Raw genomic sequence first — 22,653 nt, forward strand, 5'->3', positions numbered from 1 at the left:
AGCGGGAAAGAAAAGGATTTACACATGAAATCATTACTAGACCTGTTCAAGCAGTTCACGCCGGATGAGCATTTCGATGCCATCAAGATCGGCATGGCCTCGCCTGAGAAAATTCGTTCGTGGTCTTTCGGCGAGGTCAAAAAGCCCGAGACCATCAACTACCGCACCTTCAAGCCCGAGCGCGACGGTCTTTTTTGCGCCAAGATCTTTGGCCCCATCAAGGACTATGAATGCCTGTGCGGTAAGTACAAGCGCCTCAAGCACCGCGGTGTCATCTGCGAAAAATGCGGCGTTGAAGTCACGCAGACCAAGGTTCGCCGCGAGCGCATGGGTCACATCGACCTGGCCGCACCGTGCGCGCACATCTGGTTTTTGAAGTCGCTGCCGTCGCGTCTGGGCCTGGTGCTCGACATGACGCTGCGCGACATCGAACGCGTGCTGTACTTTGAAGCCTATGTCGTCACCGACCCCGGCATGACCCCGCTGAAGAAATTCAGCATCATGTCGGAAGACGATTTCGACGCCAAGCGCAAGGAATACGGCGACGAATACACCGCCAAGATGGGCGCCGAAGGCATCAAGGACCTGCTCGAAGGGCTGGACCTCGATGTTGAAATCGACAAGCTGCGCAATGATTTGACCGGCTCCGAGATCAAGATCAAGAAGAACGCCAAGCGCCTGAAGCTGATGGAAGGATTCAAGAAATCCGGCATCAAGCCCGAGTGGATGGTTCTGGACGTGCTGCCCGTGCTGCCGCCTGACCTGCGTCCCTTGGTGCCGCTGGACGGCGGCCGCTTTGCGACTTCCGACCTGAACGACCTGTACCGCCGCGTCATCAACCGCAACAGCCGCCTGCGCCGTTTGCTGGAACTAAAAGCGCCTGAAATCATTGCCCGCAACGAAAAGCGCATGCTCCAGGAAGCTGTGGACAGCTTGCTCGACAACGGTCGCCGTGGCAAAGCCATGACGGGCGCCAACAAGCGCGCGCTCAAGTCCCTCGCCGACATGATCAAGGGTAAGTCAGGCCGTTTCCGCCAGAATTTGCTGGGCAAACGCGTCGATTACTCGGGTCGTTCCGTGATTACCGTCGGCCCGACGCTCAAGCTGCACCAGTGCGGCCTGCCCAAGCTGATGGCGCTGGAACTGTTCAAGCCCTTCATCTTTGCCCAACTCGAAGTGCGTGGTATTGCCACCACCATCAAGGCGGCGAAGAAGGAAGTCGAAACCGGCACGCCGGTGGTCTGGGACATTCTGGAAGAGGTCATCAAGGAGCATCCGGTGATGCTCAACCGTGCGCCTACGCTGCACCGTTTGGGTATCCAGGCCTTCGAGCCGATCCTGATTGAAGGCAAGGCGATCCAGCTGCACCCGCTGGTCTGCTCGGCGTTCAATGCCGACTTTGACGGTGACCAGATGGCCGTTCACGTGCCGCTGTCGGTCGAAGCGCAGATGGAAGCCCGCACGCTGATGCTGGCTTCGAACAACATCCTGTTCCCGGCCAACGGCGAGCCTTCCATCGTTCCTTCCCAGGACGTAGTGCTGGGTCTGTACTACACGACCCGCGACCGCACCAACGGCAAGGGCGAGGGCCTGGTGTTTTCCGACACTGGCGAAGTCCGCCGCGCCTTTGACGCGGGTGAACTCGACCTGAACGCCCGCATCAGCGTGCGCCTGACCGAGTGGAGCAAGGACAAGGAAACCAACGAGTTCGTGCCATCGACCAAGCTGTGGGAAACCACGGGCGGCCGCGCACTGCTGTCCGAAATCCTGCCCAAGGGCCTGCCTTTTTCCAACATCAACAAGGCGTTGAAGAAAAAGGAAATCTCCAAGCTCATCAACGTGTCCTTCCGCAAATGCGGCTTGAAAGAGACCGTGGTGTTTGCCGACAAGCTGCTGCAGTCGGGTTTCCGCCTGGCGACCAAGGCCGGCATCTCGATCTGCATCGAAGACATGCTGGTGCCCAAGGAAAAGACCAGCATCATTGCGCACGCCCAGAAGGAAGTCAAAGAGATCGAGCAGCAGTACACCTCGGGTCTGGTGACGGCCGGCGAGCGCTACAACAAGGTGGTCGATATCTGGGGCAAGTCGGGCGACGAGGTCTCCAAGGCCATGATGGCCCAGCTGTCGAAGGAAAAGGTCATTGACCGCCATGGCAATGAAGTCGAGCAGGATTCGTTCAACTCCATCTACATGATGGCCGACTCGGGCGCCCGCGGTTCCGCAGCGCAGATTCGCCAGGTCGCCGGCATGCGCGGTTTGATGGCCAAGCCGGACGGCTCGATCATCGAAACGCCGATTACCGCGAACTTCCGCGAAGGCCTGAACGTGCTGGAGTACTTCATCTCCACCCACGGTGCCCGTAAGGGTCTGGCCGATACGGCGCTGAAAACCGCCAACTCTGGCTACCTGACGCGCCGCCTGTGCGACGTGGTGCAGGACTTGGTCGTCACCGAAGACGACTGCGGCACGCTGGACGGCTCCGTCATGCGCGCCATCGTCGAAGGTGGCGAGGTCATCGAATCGCTGCGCGACCGGGTTCTCGGCCGCACCATCGTCGAAGACGTGCTGCACCCCGAGAACCGCTCGGTGCTGACCAAGGCCGGCGTCATGCTGGACGAGGACATCATCGACGGACTCGAAGCCGCTGGCGTTGACGAAGTCAAGGTGCGCACGGCGCTGACCTGCGAAACCCGCTTCGGCCTGTGCGCTAAGTGCTATGGCCGTGACTTGGGTCGCGGCGGCCTGATCAACATCGGCGAGGCGGTCGGTATCATCGCCGCCCAGTCGATTGGCGAGCCCGGCACGCAGCTGACGATGCGGACCTTCCACATCGGTGGCGCGGCATCGCGCGCGGCAATTGCCTCCAGCGTCGAGGCCAAGTCCAACGGCGTGATCGGTTTCAACGCACCGATGCGCTATGTGACCAACGGCAAGGGCGACCTGGTGGTGATTGCCCGCTCCGGCGAAATCATCATTCATGACGAGCATGGCCGCGAGCGCGAGCGTCACAAGGTGCCTTACGGCGCCACGCTGACGGTCAAGATCGACCAGACCATCAAGGCTGGCGCCATCCTGGCCAACTGGGATCCGCTGACCCGCCCCATCATCACCGAATTCGCCGGCAAGGTGCAGTTCGAGAATGTGGAAGAAGGCGTGACGGTGGCCAAGCAGGTCGATGACGTGACCGGCCTCTCGACCCTGGTGGTGATCGATCCGAAGCGTCGCGGCGCGACCAAGGTGATTCGTCCCCAGGTCAAGCTGATCGATGCCACCGGCAACGAAGTCAAGATTCCCGGCACCGACCACTCGGTGACGATTGGCTTCCAGATCGGTGCGCTGGTCCAGGTGCGTGACGGTCAGGACGTGGGACCCGGCGAAGTGCTGGCCCGTATCCCGATTGAAGGCCAGAAAACCCGCGACATTACCGGCGGTCTGCCGCGTGTCGCCGAGTTGTTCGAAGCCCGTACGCCGAAGGACAAGGGCACGCTGGCCGAGATGACCGGCACCGTGTCGTTCGGCAAGGAAACCAAGGGCAAGGTTCGCCTGCAGATCACCGATCCTGAAGGCAAGGTCTGGGAAGACCTGGTGCCGAAGGAAAAGAACATCCTGGTGCACGAAGGCCAGGTGGTGAACAAGGGTGAGTCCATCGTTGACGGCCCGGCCGACCCGCAGGACATCCTGCGCCTGCTGGGCGTGGCCGAGCTGGCCCGCTACATCGTCGATGAAGTGCAGGACGTGTACCGCCTGCAGGGCGTGAAGATCAACGACAAGCACATCGAAGTGATTGTTCGCCAGATGCTGCGCCGCGTGGTCGTCGAAAACGTCGGCGACACCAGCTACATCGCCGGTGAACAGGTCGAGCGTTCGGCGCTGCTGGATGTCAACGACGCGCTACGCGCCGATGGCAAGATTCCGGCCACCTTCAGCAACCTGCTGCTCGGTATCACCAAGGCATCGCTGTCCACCGATTCGTTCATCTCGGCGGCTTCCTTCCAGGAAACCACCCGCGTGCTCACCGAGGCTGCCATCATGGGCAAGCGCGACGAGCTGCGCGGCCTGAAGGAAAACGTGATCGTCGGCCGCCTGATTCCTGCCGGCACCGGCATGGCCTACCATGAAGCCCGCAAGGCCAAGGATCTGATGGACGACTCCGAGCGCCGCGCCATCGCCGAGTCCGAAGCCGCCGAGCTGGAAGCCTCGCAGGCCGAAACCAGCGATGAAAACGCCGCCGCCGAGTAAATTCGGCCAACGCACGGCGCCTTGAATGGCGTCCAGCCCCATGTCTGCAAAGGCGTGGGGCTTTTTTTATGCCCGAAAGCCTTATTTTGTGAATGAAAAAGTGCTCCAGCGCAAGCAGTGCATGCGCAAGCAGCTATGAAAAAGATAGTATTTCAGGCCCGGAGCGGGTCAGGTCTGCCCGGCCAGTGCAGGCCAATGCCTTCTCTTCTATCAGGGCGGTCACAGTCAGATGGCCATAGCGCTGGCCTTTGGCTTGTCCAGCGCGACAGTTAGCCGGGTTGTTATTGCGTATGAAAATAGAATGTAAAAATGCCAAATCATTTTTGGGAAATGGGAGACCTGACCCTTATCCTCCTTGCTCGACCCCATATCCAACAAAGGCGTTTTTCTACGTCAATCAGGCACGACAAGCCTATTTTTGTGCCTTTCCGAACTCTTCCATTTCTGACTGGTTTTTGAATCCCAATGCCCGAGCCTGAGCGTCATCGGCCTTTTCTGACATATCTTGTGGCGGATAGACATCCTCTTGATGTTTTGAGTGCCAAATACCGTAGCCGATGACTACAACCAGAGCAAGGGAAACGATCATCACCGCTGATTTTTGCCGTTCTTCGTCCTTCTTACTGGCACCCTCCAGTTCGTACGCCTTCGCCTTCGCTTCCTCCGCTGCAACACGTTCCTTATTAGCCTTTTCAGACAAGTAGCGCGCGTAGCGAGTATTCGCGTCACTCAATGAGTCATCCAAAGTATTGAAGACAACATTCCCTATAACGAATTTCTCCAGTGTTAAATTTTTCTCGATGGAATATTGTTTAGTCAGAAAAAGTTGGTACTGAGGCGATGTAATGTCCCTATTTCCATCAAACAAAGGAAACTCCCCGGAAGGCACTGCGGTTAACTTGACTTTATTTTCAATCTTGGGGATCGCAATTAGCGCCAGCACAGCCAAGATACTGAAAAATAATCCGAGCATGAACCAACCAAATTTATCCCGATTTTTTTCTCCCGCGATGTAGCTGGAAAAAAAACCGAAGATCAACCCCTGAAGAAATACAGCGAAAAGCAAAAATCCACCCATAGATACCCCTTTTTTTTAAATGTCGTCCGATTCAACCGTGAGGATAGGTCATGCGTGACTTTACCCCCAATGCCATTAAAGTTAAGCGGCCGCCTGGTGCCGCAAGCTACAAGTCCTTGATAGAGCAGGACTTTTCAGCCATAAGCCCCGCACCTCTTGTCAGTCAGTTGCTGGCCCAACTTTCCAAGGTTCTCAACTCGGGGAGGATAAGGGTCAGCTCTCCCATGTCCCACAAAAATCAAAAGAGCCAAACGCCGCGTAGGGAATAGTCAGCGGCCCGGCAGGCACTCAACACGGTTTTCAAGCATCAAATCAGCATCTGGTGCAATGAATACATGCGTAGGCAGCTATGAATTTAATAGTGTTTCCATCCCTGCTGACCGATGCCCTGGGCTCCACGGGTGTTATCGTTCAGCTTAACAACTCCCCACGCCACAAGGAAAACCGCATGTCAACAAGCAATCTGGCATTTCTGGCCGTGGCGGCCATGCTCATCTTCTGGGCCGTCGGCGCCTACAACCGCCTGGTGCGCCTTAAAAACACCATCGCCAATGCGTTTGGCCAGATCGATGTCCAGCTCAAGCGCCGCTATGACCTGATTCCCAACCTGGTCGAAGCGGCAAAAAAATACCTGCAGCATGAGCAAGCTACGCTGGAGGCGGTGATTGCCGCCCGCAACCAGGCGCGCAGCGCCAGCGATACGGTTCGCAGCCGTCCCGGCAAGGCCGACGCCGTCATCGCGCTGGCCGCCGCCGAGCAGACGCTGGACAGCAGCTTGGGCCGGCTGTTTGCCTTGGCCGAGGCCTATCCCGCCCTGAAGGCCGACCAGACCATTCGCGAACTCAGCGAAGAACTCACCAGCACCGAGAACAAGGTCGGCTTTTCCCGCCAGGCCTACAACGACGCCGTGCTCGACTACAACAATGCGCAAGGCCAGTTTCCGGCCCTGCTGGTGGCCCGCGTGTTCGGTTTTGCACCATCGGCCATGCTGCAGGCGACCGAGAGCGCCGTCGAACGCCAGGCCGTGCGCATCCAGATGTGATGGCTCTGACGTCCGGCGTTCAAATAACCCGCTCAGTCCATGCGATTTTTTGAAGCGCAGGAACAGGCCCGGGCGCAAACCCTGCGGCTGCTGCTGCTGTTCGCCCTGGCGGTGCTGGCGCTGGTGCTGGCCGTCAATGGCGCGCTGGCGCTGACCTGGCGGCTGGTGTGGCCCGGCTGGATCGGCTATCCGGCGTATTTTTTCAGTGTCAATACCGGCGTGACGCTGCTGTTCGTGCTGGGCGGCTGGTGGCTGGAAACCTCGGTGCTTGAAGGCGGCGGCCAGGCGCTGGCGCGCCAGGCGGGCGCCCGGGAAGCCTGGCCGGCCAGCCGCGAGGCCGAGCAGCGCCTGTGCAACATCGTCCATGAGCTGGCGATTGCCGCCAGCATGCGGCCGCCGCAAGCGATGGTGCTGCCGCGCGAGGACAGCATCAACGCCTTTGCCGCCGGCTGGGACGAGGATGACGCCATCGTCGCGGTGACGCAGGGCGCGCTTGACCGCCTGAGCCGCGATGAACTGCAGGGCCTGCTGGCGCACGAGTTCAGCCATCTGCGCGAAGGCGACACCCGGCTGAACATGCGGCTGGCGGGCATGGTGTGCGGGCTGGAGATGATTTTCAACCTGGGCCGCAGCATGTGCGAGGGCGATGAGTACGGGCGCCGCTCCTTTCTGGCCCTGCCGGGTTTTGCCATCATGGCCACGGGTTTTCTGGGCTGGCTGGCCGGCCGTGCGCTGAAGGCGGCCGTCTCGCGCCAGCGCGAATTCCTGGCCGATGCGCGCGCTGTGCAGTTCACCCGCAGCAAGGAAGGGCTGGGCGGCGTGCTGCGCAAGGCGGCGGGCGAGCGGGCGAGCGCGGCGCGGCAGCACGGTTCCATGGCGAATCACCTGCACCCGGCGGTGCACCACATGCTGCTGGTCAGCGACGCCACCGAGACGCGCTGGTTTGAAAGCCATCCGCCGCTGGCCGAACGCATACGCCGGATTTACGGCCGGCCCATGCCGATGCTGTCCGCGCAGCGCGATGACCACGCCCCGACGCGGCCCGACGCCTTGTTTTAACCAGAGACGAGAACCTCGGGCGCAGGCGATTCCGGCAGTCGATGCCTTCGCGTTGCCCTGACAACGGCGGCCATGCACCGGGCCAGGGCCGGGGCTGGTCTAATAGCGGCACACCACCGTCCGCGTCCGGACGGGTTTATGCTGGCCGCTGCAAGGCCGGCCCTGATCAAACCGAAGCAATGCAACATCACCCGAATTCCTCTCCGTCAGCCCAAGTCCCGTTATGGCGCCAGCTTCAAGGCGCCGCTTCCGTCGTGCTGGCCGTTCGCGACGGCCAGTCGATGACACCGGCGCTGGAAGATGTCGATGCGCAGCTGCGCCCCGGCGTCCAGGCGCTGGCCTTTCATGCCCTGCGCTGGCTGGGCCGCGCCGAAGCGCTGCGCCAGCAACTCGCCAAGCGCCCGCCGCCGCCTGAAGCCGACGCGCTGCTGTGCGTGGCGCTGGCGCTGGCGTGCTCCGCAGAAGAGGCGCCCTACACCGCGCATACGCTGGTCGATCAGGCGGTGGAAGCGGCCAAGCGCAGCGACGCCACGCTGCACCAGGCCAGTTTCATCAACGGCTGCCTGCGCCGCTTCCTGCGCGAGCAGGGCGAGTTGATGGCGCTGACCGAGAAAAGCCCGCAAGCCGTCTGGAACCATCCGCAGTGGTGGATAGACCGGGTCAAAAAAGACCATCCGGCGCAGTGGCAGGACATTTTGCGGGCCAACAACAGCCGCGCCCCGCTGATTTTGCGGATTAATGAAAAAAAAACGACTCCTGCGCAATACCTGCATGCATTGTTAGCTATGGATATAGGAGCGTTCCCGGTGGGCGAGCATGGCGTGGTCCTGACCGAGGCGCGCCCGGTCACGTCGCTGCCGGGCTTTGCCGAAGGGCATTTTTCGGTACAGGATGCCGCCGCCCAGCTGGCCGCGCCCTTGCTGCTCGACGGCCTCATGGCCGCAGGCGAGGGCCAGCCGCGTCTGCGCATCCTGGACGCTTGCGCCGCGCCCGGCGGCAAGACGGCACATTTGCTGGAACTGGCCGACTGCGACGTGACCGCGCTGGACATTGACGCCCGGCGCTGCGAGCGCATCGCCCAGAACCTGCAGCGACTGGGCCTGCGGGCGCATATCGTGGTGGGCGACGCCGGCCGGCCCGGCGACTGGTGGGACGGCCGGCTCTACGACGGCATTCTGCTCGACGCGCCCTGCACCGCATCGGGCATCGTGCGCCGCCACCCGGACGTGCGCTGGCTGCGCAGGCCGACCGATATTGCCCAGCTGGCACAAATCCAGGCCAGGCTGCTCGCCACGCTCTGGCCGCTGCTTCAGCCCGGCGGGCGGCTGGTCTATTGCACCTGCTCGGTTTTCCGGGCCGAAGGGGAGCAGCAGGTACAAGCGTTTGCCGCACGCCACACCGACGCCCTGTTGTTGCCATCACCCGGGCATTTGCTGCCTCAAGGGGGTGCCGGCGCGGCCGTATTCCCGGACAATTTGATGCGTGAACACGATGGCTTTTATTACGCACTCCTTGAAAAGCGCCGCGCTTAAGGCGATTGCGCACTTCCTGCTGATGGCGTGCGTGTGCCTGCTGTGGGCGCCGCGTAGCAGCGCGGCAGCACCCACCGAGATCACCCAGTTGCGCACCGAGCGTGCCGAAGACGGGGTGTATCTCTCGGCGATTGTGCGGTTTGACCTCCCGGCCGTGGTTGAAGACGCACTGCTCAAGGGGATTGCCCTGTTTTTTGTCGTCGAGGCCGATATCTACCGCGACCGCTGGTACTGGACCGATCCGCGCGTGACCAGCGCCGCCCGCACCCTGCGCCTGGCCTACCAGCCTCTGACCGGCCGCTGGCGCGTGAACATCGTTTCCGGCCTGATCACCAGCTCGTCCGGCCTGCGCGCCACGCTGAATCAAAACTACGAAACCCTGCCCGAAGCCCTTTCCGCCATCCAGCGCCTGACCCGCTGGAAAATTGCCGAGGCGTCCGAGGTGGAGCCGGATGCCGCCTACACGCTCGACCTGAATTTCCGGCTCGACCTGTCGCAGCTGCCGCGACCTTTCCAGATTGGCATGTCCGGGCAACGCGACTGGACCATTTCCGCGCAGCTCAAGGATCGGCTCCGGCTGACGCCCGCCGCCAGCAGCAGCACCGGGGGAGGCAAATGATTCGCTCCGTCAAGCTGATTGCCTTGAAAAGCAGCACGGCTTTTCGCTGGACCGTGGGCGTTGGCGCGGGTGTCGTGGTGGCTCTGGGGCTGGTGCTGCTGTTCTTGCTGACACAGGCGACCGGCAACCGCGAGCTGTACGAACGCAATTACACGCTGCTCCTCGGGCTGAACGTGGCGGTGGCCGCCTTGCTGGTGCTGGTGATTGGCTGGATTGCGCTGAAGCTTGTACTGCGCCTGCGCCAGGGGCGCTTTGGCAGCCGCCTGCTGGTCAAGCTGGCGGCCATCTTCGCGCTGGTCGGCCTGATGCCCGGCCTGATGATTTATGTGGTGTCCTACCAGTTCGTCTCGCGCTCGATTGAAAGCTGGTTCGATGTCGAAGTGGAGGGCGCTTTAGGCGCCGGCCTGAACCTGGGCCGCGCAACGCTGGACACCCTGGCCAATGATCTGGCCAACAAGACGCGGCAGGCCGCCACGCAATTGGCTGAAGTCCCGGATGCCATGGTCGGCTTGAACCTGGAGCGCCTGCGCGAGCAACTGGTGGCCAGCGATGTGGTGCTCTGGAGCGCCTCCGGCCAGTTGATTGCCAACGCCGGCGAATCCAGGTTTTTAATCCAGCCCGAGCGGCCTTCGGTGCAGCAACTGCGCAGCGCGCGCACCCAGCGGGTCACCACGCAGATCGAAGGGCTTGACGAGATCGTGCCGGGCGGCAATGGTGAGTTGGGCGCCGACACCCATGCCACCCAGCCGGCACGCGGCGCTTCCACGGCCGCGCGCGTCAAGGCCATTGCCGTGGTGAACAACCCGAACCTGAGCGTGCTGGAGCAGTCCCGTTATTTGCAGGTCACCAGCGTGCTGCCCGCCGGACTGGTGGACAATGCCATTGCCGTGCAGGAGGCCAACCGCCAGTACCAGGAGCGTGCCCTGGCGCGCGGGGGCTTGCGCAAGATGTACATCGGCACGCTCACGCTCAGCCTGTTCCTGGCCGTGTTTGGCGCGGTGCTGCTGGCTGTCGTTCTGGGCAACCAGCTGGCCAAACCCCTGCTCCTGCTGGCCGAAGGGGTGAAACAGGTGGCTCAGGGCGACCTGACGCCCAAAGCCGCGCTCAAAGGCAAGGACGAACTGGGCGGGCTGACGCGTTCGTTCGCCGACATGACGCAGCAGCTGGCCGACGCCCGGTCCGCCGTGCAGCACAGCATGAGCCAGGTCGATGCCGCCCGTGCCAACCTGCAGACCATCCTCGACAACCTCACGGCGGGCGTCATCGTGCTGGACGTGTGGGGGCGCCTGCAGTCGAGCAATCCGGGCGCCAGCCGCATCCTGCGCGCGCCGCTGCGGGATTACCAGGGCCAGCCGCTGGGCGAAGTCCCCGGGCTGGAGGTTTTTGCCAAGGACGTGCTGGCCCAGTTCGCCGACTACCTCAGCAACAACGCGGCGCAAACGCTGGCGCACTGGCAGCAGTCGTTTGAGCTGCATGCCGCCGGCCATGGCGCCAGCGACAACGCCATCACGCTGATTGCGCGCGGCGCCAAAATGCCGGGAACCCAGGAGTATTTGCTCGTCTTCGACGACATTTCCGACATGGTGTCGGCCCAGCGCGCCCAGGCCTGGGGCGAAGTGGCGCGCCGGCTGGCGCATGAAATCAAGAATCCGCTCACCCCCATCCAGCTGTCGGCCGAGCGCCTGGAGATGAAGCTGAACGGAAAGCTGGGCCCCGCCGAGCAGGCGCTGCTGACCAAATCGGTCAAAACCATTGTGGACCAGGTGGACGCCATGAAGCGGCTGGTGAATGAATTTCGTGACTATGCGCGACTGCCTGCCGCCGAGCTGGTCGCCGTGGACCTCAATGCGCTCATCAACGACGTGCTGCAGCTCTACCACAGCGACTCTGCAAGCCCGCTGGCCCCGGTAGTCGCCGAACTCGACCCCAAGGCGCCGCCCATCCGGGGCGATGCCCAACTGCTGCGCCAGGTCATACACAATCTTTTGCAAAACGCCCAGGATGCGCAGGAAGGCCGGCAAGAGGCCTGCGTGACCCTCAGAACCGACTATTCCGAAAGCTCGCAGCGGGTACGCCTGAGCGTGCGCGACAATGGGACGGGCTTTCCCGAGCACATCCTCAAACGGGCTTTCGAGCCCTACGTCACCACCAAGGTCAAGGGCACCGGCCTGGGGCTGGCGGTGGTGAAGAAAATTGTCGATGAGCACGGCGCGCGCATCGACATTTCAAACCGTGTTACCGATGGGGTCGTGCAGGGCGCGCAAGTGTCGTTATCATTTGGCGTTGCGACTTGACAGCGTTCGGGGCAATCCGGGTTTAAACATCTCCATATCGGCAACACAACCGTCAACAACAGGCAGGGCAGCAATTCAATCATGGCAAATATTCTGGTGGTCGATGACGAGCTGGGCATACGCGACCTTCTCTCAGAAATTCTCAATGATGAGGGGCATCAGGTCGATCTGGCTGAAAATGCCTCTCAAGCCCGCGCCGCCCGGGCGCTGGCCCGGCCCGACCTGGTGCTGCTCGACATCTGGATGCCCGACACCGATGGCGTCACCTTGCTCAAGGAGTGGTCGTCCACCGGCCTGCTGACCATGCCGGTCATCATGATGAGCGGCCATGCAACCATCGACACGGCGGTCGAAGCCACCAAAATCGGCGCCATGGCTTTCCTGGAAAAGCCGATCACGCTGCAAAAACTGCTCAAAGCCGTTGAGCAAGGCCTGGCCCGAACTCTCACCCGGCCGTCCATCCCCCTCAAGATGGCGGTGCCCATGACCGATTTCGTACCGGAAGCCATCGTGGCGGGTGGCATTCTGGCCGTTTCCTCAGACAGGAGCCCTCAGGCCACCCAGAGTTTCATGCTGGAAAAACCGCTGCGCGATGCGCGTGACGAGTTTGAAAAAGCGTACTTCGAATTTCACCTGGCCAAGGAAGGCGGCTCCATGACCCGCGTTGCCGAAAAAACCGGCCTGGAGCGGACCCATCTGTACCGAAAACTGAAGCAGCTGGGTGTTGACCTGACGCGCGGCAAGCGCGGCCTGTGAATTTGAGGCCGTTTTGCGGCAAAACGGCCTTCCGGGTGATATATACTCTTGTGCTCAGGCCCGGTAGCTCAGTCGGTAGAGCAGAGGATTGAAAATCCTTGTGTCGGTGGTTCGATTCCGCCCCAGGCCACCAAGATTAGTCTTGCAAAGAAGCCAACCCATGCGGTTGGCTTCTTTGTTTCCAGGGACAAACAGTCCTCGCGTCCGGTCCATTTCCGGGCTGTTGCTTTTTCCGGAAAGCTTCCCCCACTTCTCCCCCTGCCAATGTAAATTCAATCGATTGGGGGCATCCCTCCGGCAGAAGCTGAGGCAAACTACTGGCGGCAATTCGCCAGTGAGGCCGCCCAGGCGGGCTCAATTTAAACCAACCAGCCTCCACAATTCCTGGGGTGGTTCACCGGCGGGAAAACAGGTGACGTACTCCGTTGCGAGCGCGGCATGACGTGTGTCAAGGGTGGCGGTGCAACTGGATGTTATCTGACAGTATCGCAGTCTCTTGGACCACGCGAACGGCGTGGTGTGGGATGTACAACGGTGTTGCAGCGAGCGTCCCGCTCGTCTACGCGTTAACTTCCCCCAAGGAGCGCACATGAACTCATCCACCACTCAGCCGACAGGCGTAAAACCGGTTGACCCAGACCTTGCCGAGCAGGCAGTTCCTGGACATGGTGTTCCGTCCCAGGATCCGGACCCTGCAGCTCAGGTTGCCCTCGATCCCGAGGAAGCCGAGCGAGAGTCAAAGTCCGTCCTGATTGGGGGCGGCTTGGTGGCAGGTTCGGCTGCAGGTGCAGCCGTTGGTGCCGTGGTTGCAGGGCCGGTCGGTGTATTGGTCGGCGGCACGATTGGGGCTGTTGCCGGCGCGATTGGCGGCGGCGCTGCCGGCGAGTTGGTAAATCCAGAAAGTACGACCAGTGCTGACGACGCGCCAAAGGATGCCGAAGGCACCCATCGCGGCATCCCGCCACGCTGACGCACCTTGCAATCCAGGAGGCTGTCGGACTTGGGCCCAATTGAGTGCGATTGATCGGCGTGACGTCTTTTTTGAGGAGGCAACGCGCTGATCGAACGCTCACAGCGGTTGGCAAGGCAAGGCGCCATGAGGCCACCTTGAACCACCCAGAACCCGGTTTGGACGTGATCAGAGCACACATCTGCCGCCTTCGCACGAATCCCCCGAAACTGAAAATCGACTCTCGCCAGCGTTCCCGCCCTGTCAAAGCGCTCCGAGTCAAGCGCTGCCCGTTTTCAACCCGCTGGCGCCCAGCCTCAGTCTGGCAGCACCGCCGTCACCTCGATCTCGATCTTCGCCCGTTCCTCCACCAGAGCGGCCACCTGCACGCAGGTCATCGCCGGGAAGTTTCGGCCCATGACTTCGCGGTAGACCACACCGATTTCCTTCAGCCGGGCGTTGTATTCCACCCGGTCCACGATGTACCAGGTCATGCGCGCCATGTGCTCGGGGCCTGCGCCGCCGGCCCTCAAGACGGCGGCGATGTTGCGCAGGGCCTGGCGGGTCTGCGCCACGAAATCGTCGCTTTCAAACTGCTGGCTGGCATTCCAGCCGATCTGGCCGCCGACAAAAAGCAGGGCCCCGCGCGCCAGGATGCCGTTGGCATACCCCTTGGGTTCGGCCCAGTCGGGCGGCTGGAGTCTGGTGATCATGGGGTTTCCGGGTGGGCCTGGAGGTAGGGCAGCAAGGCATCGCGCAGGTCGTCGGGGATGCGCACTGCCTTGCCGTGTGGAACCTGCGAATACACCACCACGCCGTCTGCTCTTAATTTGAGAGCGCTTGGTGCGCCCGGCGCCTGCGCAGAAGCATGAATTTCATAGTGCATGCCGAGGCTGGCGCCGCCGATGCGCGACAGCTCCAGCGTCATGGTCAGCACATCGCCATGGCGGCACATGCCGAGGAATTCGGTCTTCATGTCCACGATGGGAACGCCGGTGCCGCCTTCGACCATCTTGTGTTCGGGAAAGCCGATGTGCGCCAGGAAGTCTTCCTGCACCTCATGCAGCAGGACATAGAACTGCGGGTAAAACACGATGCCCGCCGGGTCGCAGTGGTGAAAGCGGACCAGTTTTTCGGTGGTGAATTTCATGGCTGGCGGAGTTTGAAGCGTTGCAGCTTGCCGGTTTCGGTACGCGGCAGCCTGGGCAGAAATTCTATCTGGCGCGGGTACTTGAACGGCGCCAGCATGGCCTTGACATGCTCCTGCAGGGTCTTGGCCATCGCGGCATCGCCGGCCTGGCCGGGCCTGAGCACCACGAAGGCCTTCACGACCATGCCCCGGTCTTGATCGGGAACGCCGACCACGCCGCATTCGGCCACCGCCGGGTGCTTGAGCAGCGCGTCCTCGACTTCCGGGCCGGCCACGTTGTAGCCGGCGGTGATGATCAAGTCGTCGTCGCGCGCCTGGTAGAAAAAATAGCCGTCCGCGTCCTGCGTGAAGGCGTCGCCGGGGTAGTTCCAGCCGTCCTTGACGTAGTTGCGCTGGCGCTCGTCATCGAGGTAGCGGCAGCCGGTCGGGCCGATCACCGCCAGCCGGCCGATGCGGCCGCGCGGCACCTCGGCGCCCTCTTGATCGACGACTTTCGCGCTGTAGCCGGGAACGACCTGGCCGATGGCGCCCCGGCGCACGTCGCCGGGCCTTGACGAAATGAAGATGTGGAACATCTCGGTGGCGCCGATACCGTCGATGATCTCGATGCCGGTGGCGTCTTTCCAGAGCTGGCGCGTGGCGTCCGGCAGGCTTTCGCCGGCGCTCACGCACAGCCGCAAATCGGGCACGCCCTGCTGCCTGGCAAAGGCGGCCATCTGGCGGTAGAACGTCGGCGCCGTGTAGCAGACCGTCGCGCCCACCTGCCGGATAAGCTGGACCATGGCCTCAGGCGTGTAGGGAATCGACGGGTAGTAGCTAGAGGCGCCAGCCCACATCGGGAAGACCAGCAGGCCACCCAGCCCGAAGGTGAAGGCCAGCGGCGGCGAGCCCATCACGATGTCGTCGGGCGTGGCCTTGAGCACATGGCGCGGCCAGGCTTCGCAGGCGGCCAGCACGTCGCGGTGGCTGTGAACCGCCGCCTTGGGTTTGCCGGTGGTGCCCGAGGTGAAGGCCATCAGGGCGATGTCGTCGGCCGCGACCGGGCAGGGTGTGAAACGCCCGTCCTTTCGCGCCGCCAGCGCCGCCATCGAGCCGGGCGCGTCCATCAGGTTGAAGGGGATGACGGCTTGCAGCGCGCCGGTTTGCGCCTGGGCGATCTGCAGTTCTTCAAGCAGCGCGCCGTCGCACAGCGCCAGCGCCGGCCTGGCCTTGTCAATGATCTCTGCCAGTTCCTTGGCGCGCAGCAGCGGCATGCTGGCCACCGCCACCAGCCCGGCCTGGACCACGCCCAGCCAGGCCAGCGCCATGCCGATCGAATTGCCGCCGCGCAGCAGCACGCGGTTGCCCGGCACCAGCCCGAAATCCTCGGTCAGCACCTGGGCGATGCGGTTGACGCGCCCCAAGGCATCGGCATAGCTCAGCGTGATCCGGTCCGAACGCAGCATGGGCCGGTCGGCATGGCCGTTTTGAAAAGCCCGGGTGAACAGGACATCGACCAGGTTGGCCTGCTCCGGGATTTCGGTGCCGGGCGGGTACACGCGCCGGGGCCACTGCTCGGGCGGCGGCAGGTGCTCGTGCACGAAGCGGTCGGTCTGCGCGCAGGGGGCCGTGATGGAGGACGTCATGATTGCAGCACCGCCTTTCCGATGATGAGTTGCTGGACTTCGGTCGCGCCTTCATAGATGCGCAGCGCGCGGATGTCGCGGTACAGGCTTTCGACCCGGGTGCCGACCTTCACGCCCAGGCCGCCGTGCATCTGCAGCGCCATGTCGATGACGCGCTGGGCGTTCTCGGTGGCTGTCATCTTGGCCATCGCCGCTTCGGCGGTCACGCGCACGCTCTGGCCCCGGCGCTCGCCCTCGTCGCGCAGCCAGGCGGCGCGGTAGGTCAGCAGCGCCGCCGCATCGACCAGCGCGGCCATTTCGCCGATTTTGGCCTGCGTCAGCTGGAAGTCGGCCAGCGTCTGGCCGAACATCTTGCGCGATTTGGCATGCCGCACCGCCTCAAGCAGCGCGCGCCGCGCCATGCCGAGCGCCGCGCCCGCCACCGAGGCGCGGAAGATGTCCAGCGTCCGCATCGCCAGCTTGAAGCCGGCGTTCAGCGCGCCCAGCTGCGCGCCGCCGTCAAGCCGGCAATCGGTGAACTTGAGCGTGGCCAGCGGATGCGGCGACATCACGGCGATGTGCTCGCTGGCGTCCAGGCTCGGAGTGCCAGCGTCGATGATGAAGGCGGTGATGCCGCGCGTTCCCGCCGCCGGGTCGGTCTTGGCAAAGGTGACGTAGAAATCGGCGATGCCGCCGTTGCTGATCCAGGTCTTGCTGCCGTTGAGCATCCAGCCGCCTTCGGCCTGAACCGCGCGGGTCGCCATGGCGCCGGCGTCCGACCCGGCATCGGCTTCGCTCAAGGCGAAGGCGGCGATTTTTGCGCCGCTGGCGACCAAGGGCAGGTAAGCGGCCTGCTGCCCGGGCGTGCCGGCCAGCGTGATCGCGCCGCTGCCCAGGCCCTGCATGGCGAATGCAAAATCGGCCAGCGGCGAATGAAAGGCCAGCGTTTCGCGCAGGATGACCAGCGCCCGCGAGTTCAGCCGGTCCAGCGCGCCGCCCAGCGCGCCATCGCTGCCGCTAGGGACGCAGTAGCGCAGCCAGCCCTGGTCGCCCAGCAGCTTCACCCATTCCCGGCAGGCCCGGCGGTCGTCGCTTTCGTCGATCTGCTGCTCGGGAATCCAGCCGGCCAGCCGCGCGCCGAGTTCCCGGTGAACGTCGTCGAAAAAGGGCAGGGCCAGGTGAGAAGTCGTGGGCGTCATGGGCATGGGCTTGTGGGTGGGATGAAGGCGCTCAGTCGCCCTGGAACACCGGTTTCTGTTTGGCGGCAAAGGCTTCGTAGGCGCGCGTGAAGTCGCGCGTCTGCATGCAGATGGCCTGCGCCTGCGCCTCGGCCTCTATCGCCTGGTCCAGCGTCATGGCCCATTCCTGGTGCAGCATGGTCTTGGTCATGGCGTGCGCAAAGGTCGGGCCGCTGGCCAGTTCATGCGCCAGCTGGTGCGCCGCGCCCGGCAGTGCGTCGGGTTCATGCAGTGCGTTGAAAAATCCCCACTGCAGGCCCTCTGGCGCCGTCATCGCGCGGCCGGTGAACAGCAGCTCCGACGCGCGGCCCTGGCCGATCAGGCGCGGCAGCAGCGCGCAGGCGCCCATGTCGGCGCCGGCCAGCCCGACGCGGGTGAACAAAAAAGCGGTCCTGGCCTGCGCCGTTCCCAGCCGCAGGTCGGATGCCAGCGCCATCATGGCGCCCGCGCCGGCGCAAATGCCGTCGATCGCCGCCACGATGGGCTGCGGACACAGGCGCATCGCCTTGACGAGGTCGCCGGTCATGCGCGTGAATTCGAGCAGCTCGGGCATGCTCATCCTGGTCAGCGGGCCGATGATTTCATGCACGTCGCCGCCCGAGCAGAAGTTGCCGCCCGCGCCCGTCAGCACCACGGCCTTCACATCGGTGGCGCTGTTCAGCGCGCGAAACAGGTCGCGCAGCTCGGCGTAGGAGTCGAAGGTCAGCGGGTTCTTGCGCTCCGGGCGATTCAAGGTCAGCGTGGCGACGCCGCTGTCGAACGCGTAGGCAAAGTGCTGCGCCTGGTAAGCGGCCAGCGCATCGAACTGCGCATGCATGGGATTGGCCGGGCCGATGTAGTGTTTCATGTCGTCTCCAGGGGGATGTCGTTGTAGTGCTGCTTGACCTTGCCCAGCAGCTGGTGCAGGGCATCGACCTCGGCGGGCGAGAGGCCTTCGAACGCGGCGACGATCCAGCCTTCGTGCTGGCGCGCCATCGCGCCGAATTCGGTGCGGCCGCGCGGCGTCAGGCGCACCCGGTAGGCGCGGCGGTCGCCTTCGACCTCGATCCGCTCGACCAGCCCTTCGGCCACCAGCTGGTCGGTGATGCCGGTGACGTTGCCGCCGGTCACCATCATGCGGCGCGACAGCTCGTTCATCTTCAGGCCCTCGGGCTTGCGTTCGAGCTGCGCCATCAGGTCAAAGCGCGGCAGCGTGGTGCCGAACTGCTCGCGCAGCTGGCTGCGCACCTGCTTTTCGACCAGTTGCGTGAGCGTGAGCATGCGCAGCCACAGGCGCAAGGCCTCGGGGTGTTCGCTGTGGCCGCGTGCTTCCATGTCCATTGAATTTCCTTCGGGTTTGCTGGTTGCTATTTATTTGATAGCTATCTGCGCATATGGCTATTGCGCAGAAGCCTTGTTTTGCCTGGAAATCTCGCGGTAGAGCTGGTCGCGGCCGCTCAAATACGGCTGCGGCCACTGCGCATGCCGGCTTTGCAGTTTGGCCGCCTCATGCAGCGTCCACGCGGGGTCGGCCAGGTGCGGGCGGGCAATCGCGCACAGGTCGGCGCGGCCGGCGGCAATGATGCTGTTGACATGATCGACCTCGGAAATCGCACCGACGGCAATCGTTTGGATGCCGGCTTCGTTGCGGATGCGGTCGGCAAACGGCGTCTGGTACATGCGGCCATAGACCGGCCTGGCCGCGCGCGTGGTCTGGCCCGACGACACGTCGATGAAGTCGCAGCCGGCGGCCTTGAACAGCCGCGCGATGGCGACCGCGTCGTCACCCGTGTTGCCGCCGGGCGCCCAGTCGTGGGCCGAGATGCGTACGCTCATCGGCAGGTGCTCGGGCCACACCGCGCGCATCGCGCTGAACACTTCGAGCGGGTAGCGGCAGCGGTTTTCCAGGCTGCCGCCCCAGGCGTCGCCGCGCAGGTTGGTCAGCGGCGTGATAAAGCTCGACAGCAGGTAGCCGTGCGCGCAGTGCAGCTCCAGCCAGTCAAAGCCGGCCTCGGCCGCGCGGCGGGTGGCCTGCACGAATTCGGCCTTGATGCGCTCCATGTCGGCGCGCGTCATGGCCGCCGGCCGCTGGTTGTTCGGCCCGTAAGCCACCGCGCTGGCGGCCAGCAGCGGCCAGTTGCCGCCCGGCAGCGGCTCATCGGGCGCTTCCCAGCCGACCTGCGTCGAGCCCTTGGGGCCGCTGTGGCCGAGCTGCATGCCAATTTTCGCGTCCGTGCCCGAGGCGTGGACAAAGTCGGCAATCCGCTTGAAGGCCAGCATCTGCACGTCGTTCCACAGGCCGGTGCAGCCCGGCGTGATGCGGCCTTCGGCGCACGGCGCGGTCATTTCCACGAACACCAGCGCCGCCCCGCCCAGCGCCCGCGCGCCCAGGTGCACCAGGTGAAAGTCCTGCGGCACGCCGTCCACCGCGCTGTACATAGCCATGGGCGAGACGACGATGCGGTTTTTAAGCTGTAGTTCGCGAACCTTCAGCGGCAGCAGCATCGGCGGTGGCGGGGAGGCGTCATGACTTTTCGCCAGCCACTGCTCGTAGCCCTGCAGCCATGCGGCATCGCGCACGCGCAGGTTTTCGTGGCTGATGCGCTGCGAGCGCGTCATCATCGAGTAGAAGAATTGCTCGGCCTCCAGGCCGCTGTAGCGGTTGACGTTTTCAAACCATTCGGTCGAGTTGCGCGCCGCGTTCTGGATCTTCAGCACCTCGACCGAGCGCACGGCTTCGTAGGCCTGCAGCGCCGCATCAAGGCCGGGCTGTGCGGCCAGGCAGCGCGCCAGCTCAATCGCGTCTTCAAGCGCCAGCTTGGTGCCGCTGCCAATCGAGAAATGCGCGGTGTGCGCCGCGTCGCCCATCAGCACGATGGGCACGCGCCGGCCGTCAATCGACTCAAAGTGCACCCAGCGCTCGCAGACCACACGCGGAAAGCGAATCCAGATCGCCGAGCCGCGCACATGCGTGGCATTGTTCATGAGCGCATGGCCGTCGAGGTATCTGGCAAACAGCCGCTCGCAAAACGCAATGCCTTCCTGCTGGCTCATCTGGTCCAGGCCGTGGGCTTTCCACACCGCCTCGGGCGTTTCGACGATGAAGGTCGAGGTGGTTGCGTCAAAGGTGTAGGCATGGGCGGCAAACCAGCCATGCTCGGTCTGCTCGAAGGCGAAGGTGAAGGCGTCAAAGGTCTTGCGCGTTCCCAGCCAGACAAAGCGGCAGTTGCGCAATTCCACGTCGGGCCGGTAGGTGTCGGCGTAGCGGCTGCGGATGCGGCTGTTCAGGCCGTCGCTGGCAATCACCAGATCGGCCTGGTACTGCGCGGCGATGGCCTGGTCGTCCTGCACGTCGGTTTCAAACTCCAGCTCGACGCCCAGGTCGAGGCAGCGATCCTGCAGGATATTGAGCAGGCGCTTGCGGCCGATGCCGCAAAACCCGTGGCCGCCCGAGCGCACGCTGCGGCCCTTGAAGAACATCTCGACGTCGTCCCAGTGGTTGAAGGCGTCGCCGATCAGCTTGGCGCTGACCGGATCGGCGGCCTGCAAATTGCCCAGCGTCTGGTCCGACAGCACCACGCCCCAGCCGAAGGTGTCGAACGGGCGGTTGCGCTCCACCACGGTCACCCGATGCGCCGGGTCTTGCTGCTTCATCAGCAGGCCGAAATACAAACCGGCGGGGCCGCCGCCCAGGCAAAGGATGTGCATGAAATGCGTGTCCTGTAGATTGATCTTGCCTTAATTGTTTAGGTTTAAAGTAATTTCGTCAAGCGGGGTAATCACCAGCCTTGCCAGGCCAGGCTCGGCCTGTCAGGGCGCCTGAAAGCCGTCTGCCCGGTAGGTCAGCACCAGCGTGTCGCGCACGCCGCCCTGCCGATCCTGGCCGTCGACGGGAAAAATCGGCGTGGTTTCGTGGATCACCCGCTCGTCGTCCAGCAGCAGCGCCGTCAGCGGCTCCTGCATCAAAAAGCGCACGCCGTCGGGTCCGTGGGCATCGAAGACGCGGGTTTCGCCGCCCTTGACGCCGCGCCGCGCCACCAGCAGCACCACCACGAAGTCCACGCCGTCGCGGTGCGCGCCTTCGGGCGTCGGCCGGCCCACGCCTTCAGTGGTGTCGATGCGGAACTGGTGCGCCTCGATGTACCAGCGCGGCACCGGCTTGACCCGGGCAAACAACTGGCCCAGGCTGGCCAGCAGCTCCAGCCAGGCCGGCGCCTGGGCGACGGCCGGCTCGACCGGGTCGAACCAGCGCTCGAAGCCGCCGTGCAGCGCGTTGTAGTCGGTCGGCTGCCAGTGCGCCCGGTGCGCCACCTGCGTCAGCGCGCCGCTGGCGAGTTCCTGCACAAAGCAGGCGTGGCGCCGGCGCCGGTAGTGGCCGCCGTCCTTCAGGTGCGCGTCGGGCGGCAGCCGGTTCCACGAGTCGGCCAGGCCGTCCCAGTCCTGCGTCCATTGCGGCGTTTGCAGCTTCAGGCTGGTGGTGAAGCCGGCCGGCAAGAGCAGGCTCAATCCGTCCTGGCGCAGGGCCTGGTCGGCGGGTTTTTGAACAGTGACAATATTGAACATGGGTGCTATTTTGCTTCACGCCGGCCAGCCTGAAAGATGCCGCCCGCAGCGGTTGCAGGAAGTGACGACAGCCTACACACAGGCTGGCAAAAGCTGCTGATAATGAATGCGCTGTTTCAACCAGAGGAGCATTCAATGCTGTACAGATTCAAATCAAAAAACATGGGTGACGTGATCATGCTGGAGCCCAATGGCCGGCAGATGCTGGAGATCATCGGCAAGACGCCCGGCCCGAAAGGCATCATCCTGCCCGAGCAGATGCCGGCAGCCGTTGCGGCGCTTGAGGCGGCGATCAAGCTCGAAGAATCCGGCGACGACAAGGACGGCGAAGGCCTGCCCGAAGGCGTCGGCCTGCACCAGCGCGCCAAGCCCTTCCTCGACATGCTGCGCTGGAACATCAAGGTCGGCCAGGAAGTGGTCTGGGGCGTCTAGCCTCTGCCCGGGCCGCTGCGCTGAACTGAAAAAGCCCCGGCAGCGGGGCTTTTTTGCGTCTGGCGGCCAGCGCGCGCGGGAGCGAAAGGCATGACGAGCCTGACCGGCCGACTCGGCCA

The 22,653-nt window shown here is 63.6% G+C and carries 18 protein-coding genes and 1 tRNA gene; 10 read left to right on the forward strand and 9 right to left on the reverse strand.

Annotation, left to right across the window (positions count from 1 at the left end):
- Positions 1–24 precede the first annotated feature (24 nt).
- Positions 25–4,239 (forward strand): DNA-directed RNA polymerase subunit beta', encoded by a 4,215-nt coding sequence (gene rpoC, locus ABLV49_RS02955; protein WP_349280116.1) that lies wholly within the window; start codon positions 25–27, stop codon positions 4,237–4,239.
- A 412-nt stretch (positions 4,240–4,651) separates the two neighbouring features.
- Here the strand turns inward: rpoC and ABLV49_RS02960 are convergent, their stop codons facing one another.
- Entirely contained in the window at positions 4,652–5,317 is a 666-nt protein-coding gene (locus ABLV49_RS02960; RefSeq protein ID WP_349280117.1) for a hypothetical protein, read from the reverse strand.
- Positions 5,318–5,765: 448 nt separating this feature from the next.
- On the opposite strand from ABLV49_RS02960, the gene ABLV49_RS02965 reads away from it, so the two are divergent.
- The 8 genes from ABLV49_RS02965 (at position 5,766) to ABLV49_RS03000 (ending at position 13,589) form a co-directional block, all read left to right on the forward strand.
- Complete coding sequence (locus ABLV49_RS02965) at positions 5,766–6,359, forward strand: LemA family protein (RefSeq protein WP_349280118.1); 594 nt, start codon at positions 5,766–5,768, stop codon at positions 6,357–6,359.
- Between the two features lie 39 nt (positions 6,360–6,398).
- On the forward strand, positions 6,399–7,418 hold the full coding sequence (locus tag ABLV49_RS02970) for a M48 family metalloprotease (protein WP_349280119.1): 1,020 nt from the start codon (positions 6,399–6,401) through the stop codon (positions 7,416–7,418).
- Between the two features lie 179 nt (positions 7,419–7,597).
- The gene (gene rsmB, locus ABLV49_RS02975; protein ID WP_349280120.1) at positions 7,598–8,950 is read left to right on the forward strand and encodes a 16S rRNA (cytosine(967)-C(5))-methyltransferase RsmB; all 1,353 of its coding nucleotides are present in this window, start codon (positions 7,598–7,600) and stop codon (positions 8,948–8,950) included.
- Positions 8,910–9,569, forward strand: a complete 660-nt coding sequence (locus ABLV49_RS02980) for a DUF4390 domain-containing protein (protein WP_349280121.1) — start codon at positions 8,910–8,912, stop codon at positions 9,567–9,569. The genes rsmB and ABLV49_RS02980 overlap by 41 nt, the downstream gene beginning before the upstream one ends.
- Positions 9,566–11,863, forward strand: a complete 2,298-nt coding sequence (locus ABLV49_RS02985; protein WP_349280122.1) for a sensor histidine kinase — start codon at positions 9,566–9,568, stop codon at positions 11,861–11,863. Before ABLV49_RS02980 ends, ABLV49_RS02985 begins: the two co-directional genes overlap by 4 nt.
- A gap of 81 nt (positions 11,864–11,944) precedes the next feature.
- Positions 11,945–12,619: a response regulator gene (locus tag ABLV49_RS02990; protein WP_349280123.1), complete on the forward strand. Its 675-nt coding sequence runs from the start codon at positions 11,945–11,947 to the stop codon at positions 12,617–12,619.
- Positions 12,620–12,676: 57 nt separating this feature from the next.
- Positions 12,677–12,752, forward strand: a tRNA-Phe gene (locus ABLV49_RS02995).
- 456 nt (positions 12,753–13,208) lie between these two features.
- Positions 13,209–13,589 carry a hypothetical protein gene (locus ABLV49_RS03000; protein WP_349280124.1) on the forward strand — a complete coding sequence of 127 codons (381 nt, stop codon included), beginning with the start codon at positions 13,209–13,211 and terminating at the stop codon, positions 13,587–13,589.
- 296 nt (positions 13,590–13,885) lie between these two features.
- Here ABLV49_RS03000 and ABLV49_RS03005 read toward each other — a convergent pair whose 3' ends face one another.
- The 8 genes from ABLV49_RS03005 to ABLV49_RS03040 form a co-directional block, all read right to left on the reverse strand.
- On the reverse strand, positions 13,886–14,281 hold the full coding sequence (locus ABLV49_RS03005; protein ID WP_349280125.1) for a RidA family protein: 396 nt from the start codon (positions 14,279–14,281) through the stop codon (positions 13,886–13,888).
- Positions 14,278–14,718 (reverse strand): acyl-CoA thioesterase, encoded by a 441-nt coding sequence (locus tag ABLV49_RS03010; protein WP_349280126.1) that lies wholly within the window; start codon positions 14,716–14,718, stop codon positions 14,278–14,280. The genes ABLV49_RS03005 and ABLV49_RS03010 overlap by 4 nt, the downstream gene beginning before the upstream one ends.
- Positions 14,715–16,343, reverse strand: coding sequence for an AMP-binding protein (locus ABLV49_RS03015; RefSeq protein ID WP_349280127.1), 1,629 nt, complete (start codon positions 16,341–16,343; stop codon positions 14,715–14,717). Before ABLV49_RS03015 ends, ABLV49_RS03010 begins: the two co-directional genes overlap by 4 nt.
- Positions 16,340–17,521: an acyl-CoA dehydrogenase family protein gene (locus ABLV49_RS03020; RefSeq protein WP_349281581.1), complete on the reverse strand. Its 1,182-nt coding sequence runs from the start codon at positions 17,519–17,521 to the stop codon at positions 16,340–16,342. The genes ABLV49_RS03015 and ABLV49_RS03020 overlap by 4 nt, the downstream gene beginning before the upstream one ends.
- Before the next feature lie 31 nt (positions 17,522–17,552).
- Entirely contained in the window at positions 17,553–18,407 is an 855-nt protein-coding gene (locus ABLV49_RS03025; RefSeq protein WP_349280128.1) for an enoyl-CoA hydratase family protein, read from the reverse strand.
- Complete coding sequence (locus ABLV49_RS03030; RefSeq protein ID WP_349280129.1) at positions 18,404–18,880, reverse strand: MarR family winged helix-turn-helix transcriptional regulator; 477 nt, start codon at positions 18,878–18,880, stop codon at positions 18,404–18,406. The genes ABLV49_RS03025 and ABLV49_RS03030 overlap by 4 nt, the downstream gene beginning before the upstream one ends.
- A 57-nt stretch (positions 18,881–18,937) precedes the next feature.
- Positions 18,938–21,247: a bifunctional salicylyl-CoA 5-hydroxylase/oxidoreductase gene (locus tag ABLV49_RS03035; protein ID WP_349280130.1), complete on the reverse strand. Its 2,310-nt coding sequence runs from the start codon at positions 21,245–21,247 to the stop codon at positions 18,938–18,940.
- A gap of 102 nt (positions 21,248–21,349) precedes the next feature.
- Positions 21,350–22,102, reverse strand: a complete 753-nt coding sequence (locus ABLV49_RS03040; protein ID WP_349280131.1) for a 2OG-Fe dioxygenase family protein — start codon at positions 22,100–22,102, stop codon at positions 21,350–21,352.
- Positions 22,103–22,237: 135 nt separating this feature from the next.
- On the opposite strand from ABLV49_RS03040, the gene ABLV49_RS03045 reads away from it, so the two are divergent.
- Entirely contained in the window at positions 22,238–22,534 is a 297-nt protein-coding gene (locus ABLV49_RS03045) for a DUF1840 domain-containing protein (protein ID WP_349280132.1), read from the forward strand.
- Positions 22,535–22,653 lie beyond the last annotated feature (119 nt).

The organism is Polaromonas hydrogenivorans (assembly GCF_040105105.1).
In the GTDB taxonomy this organism is placed as follows: domain Bacteria; phylum Pseudomonadota; class Gammaproteobacteria; order Burkholderiales; family Burkholderiaceae_C; genus Polaromonas; species Polaromonas hydrogenivorans.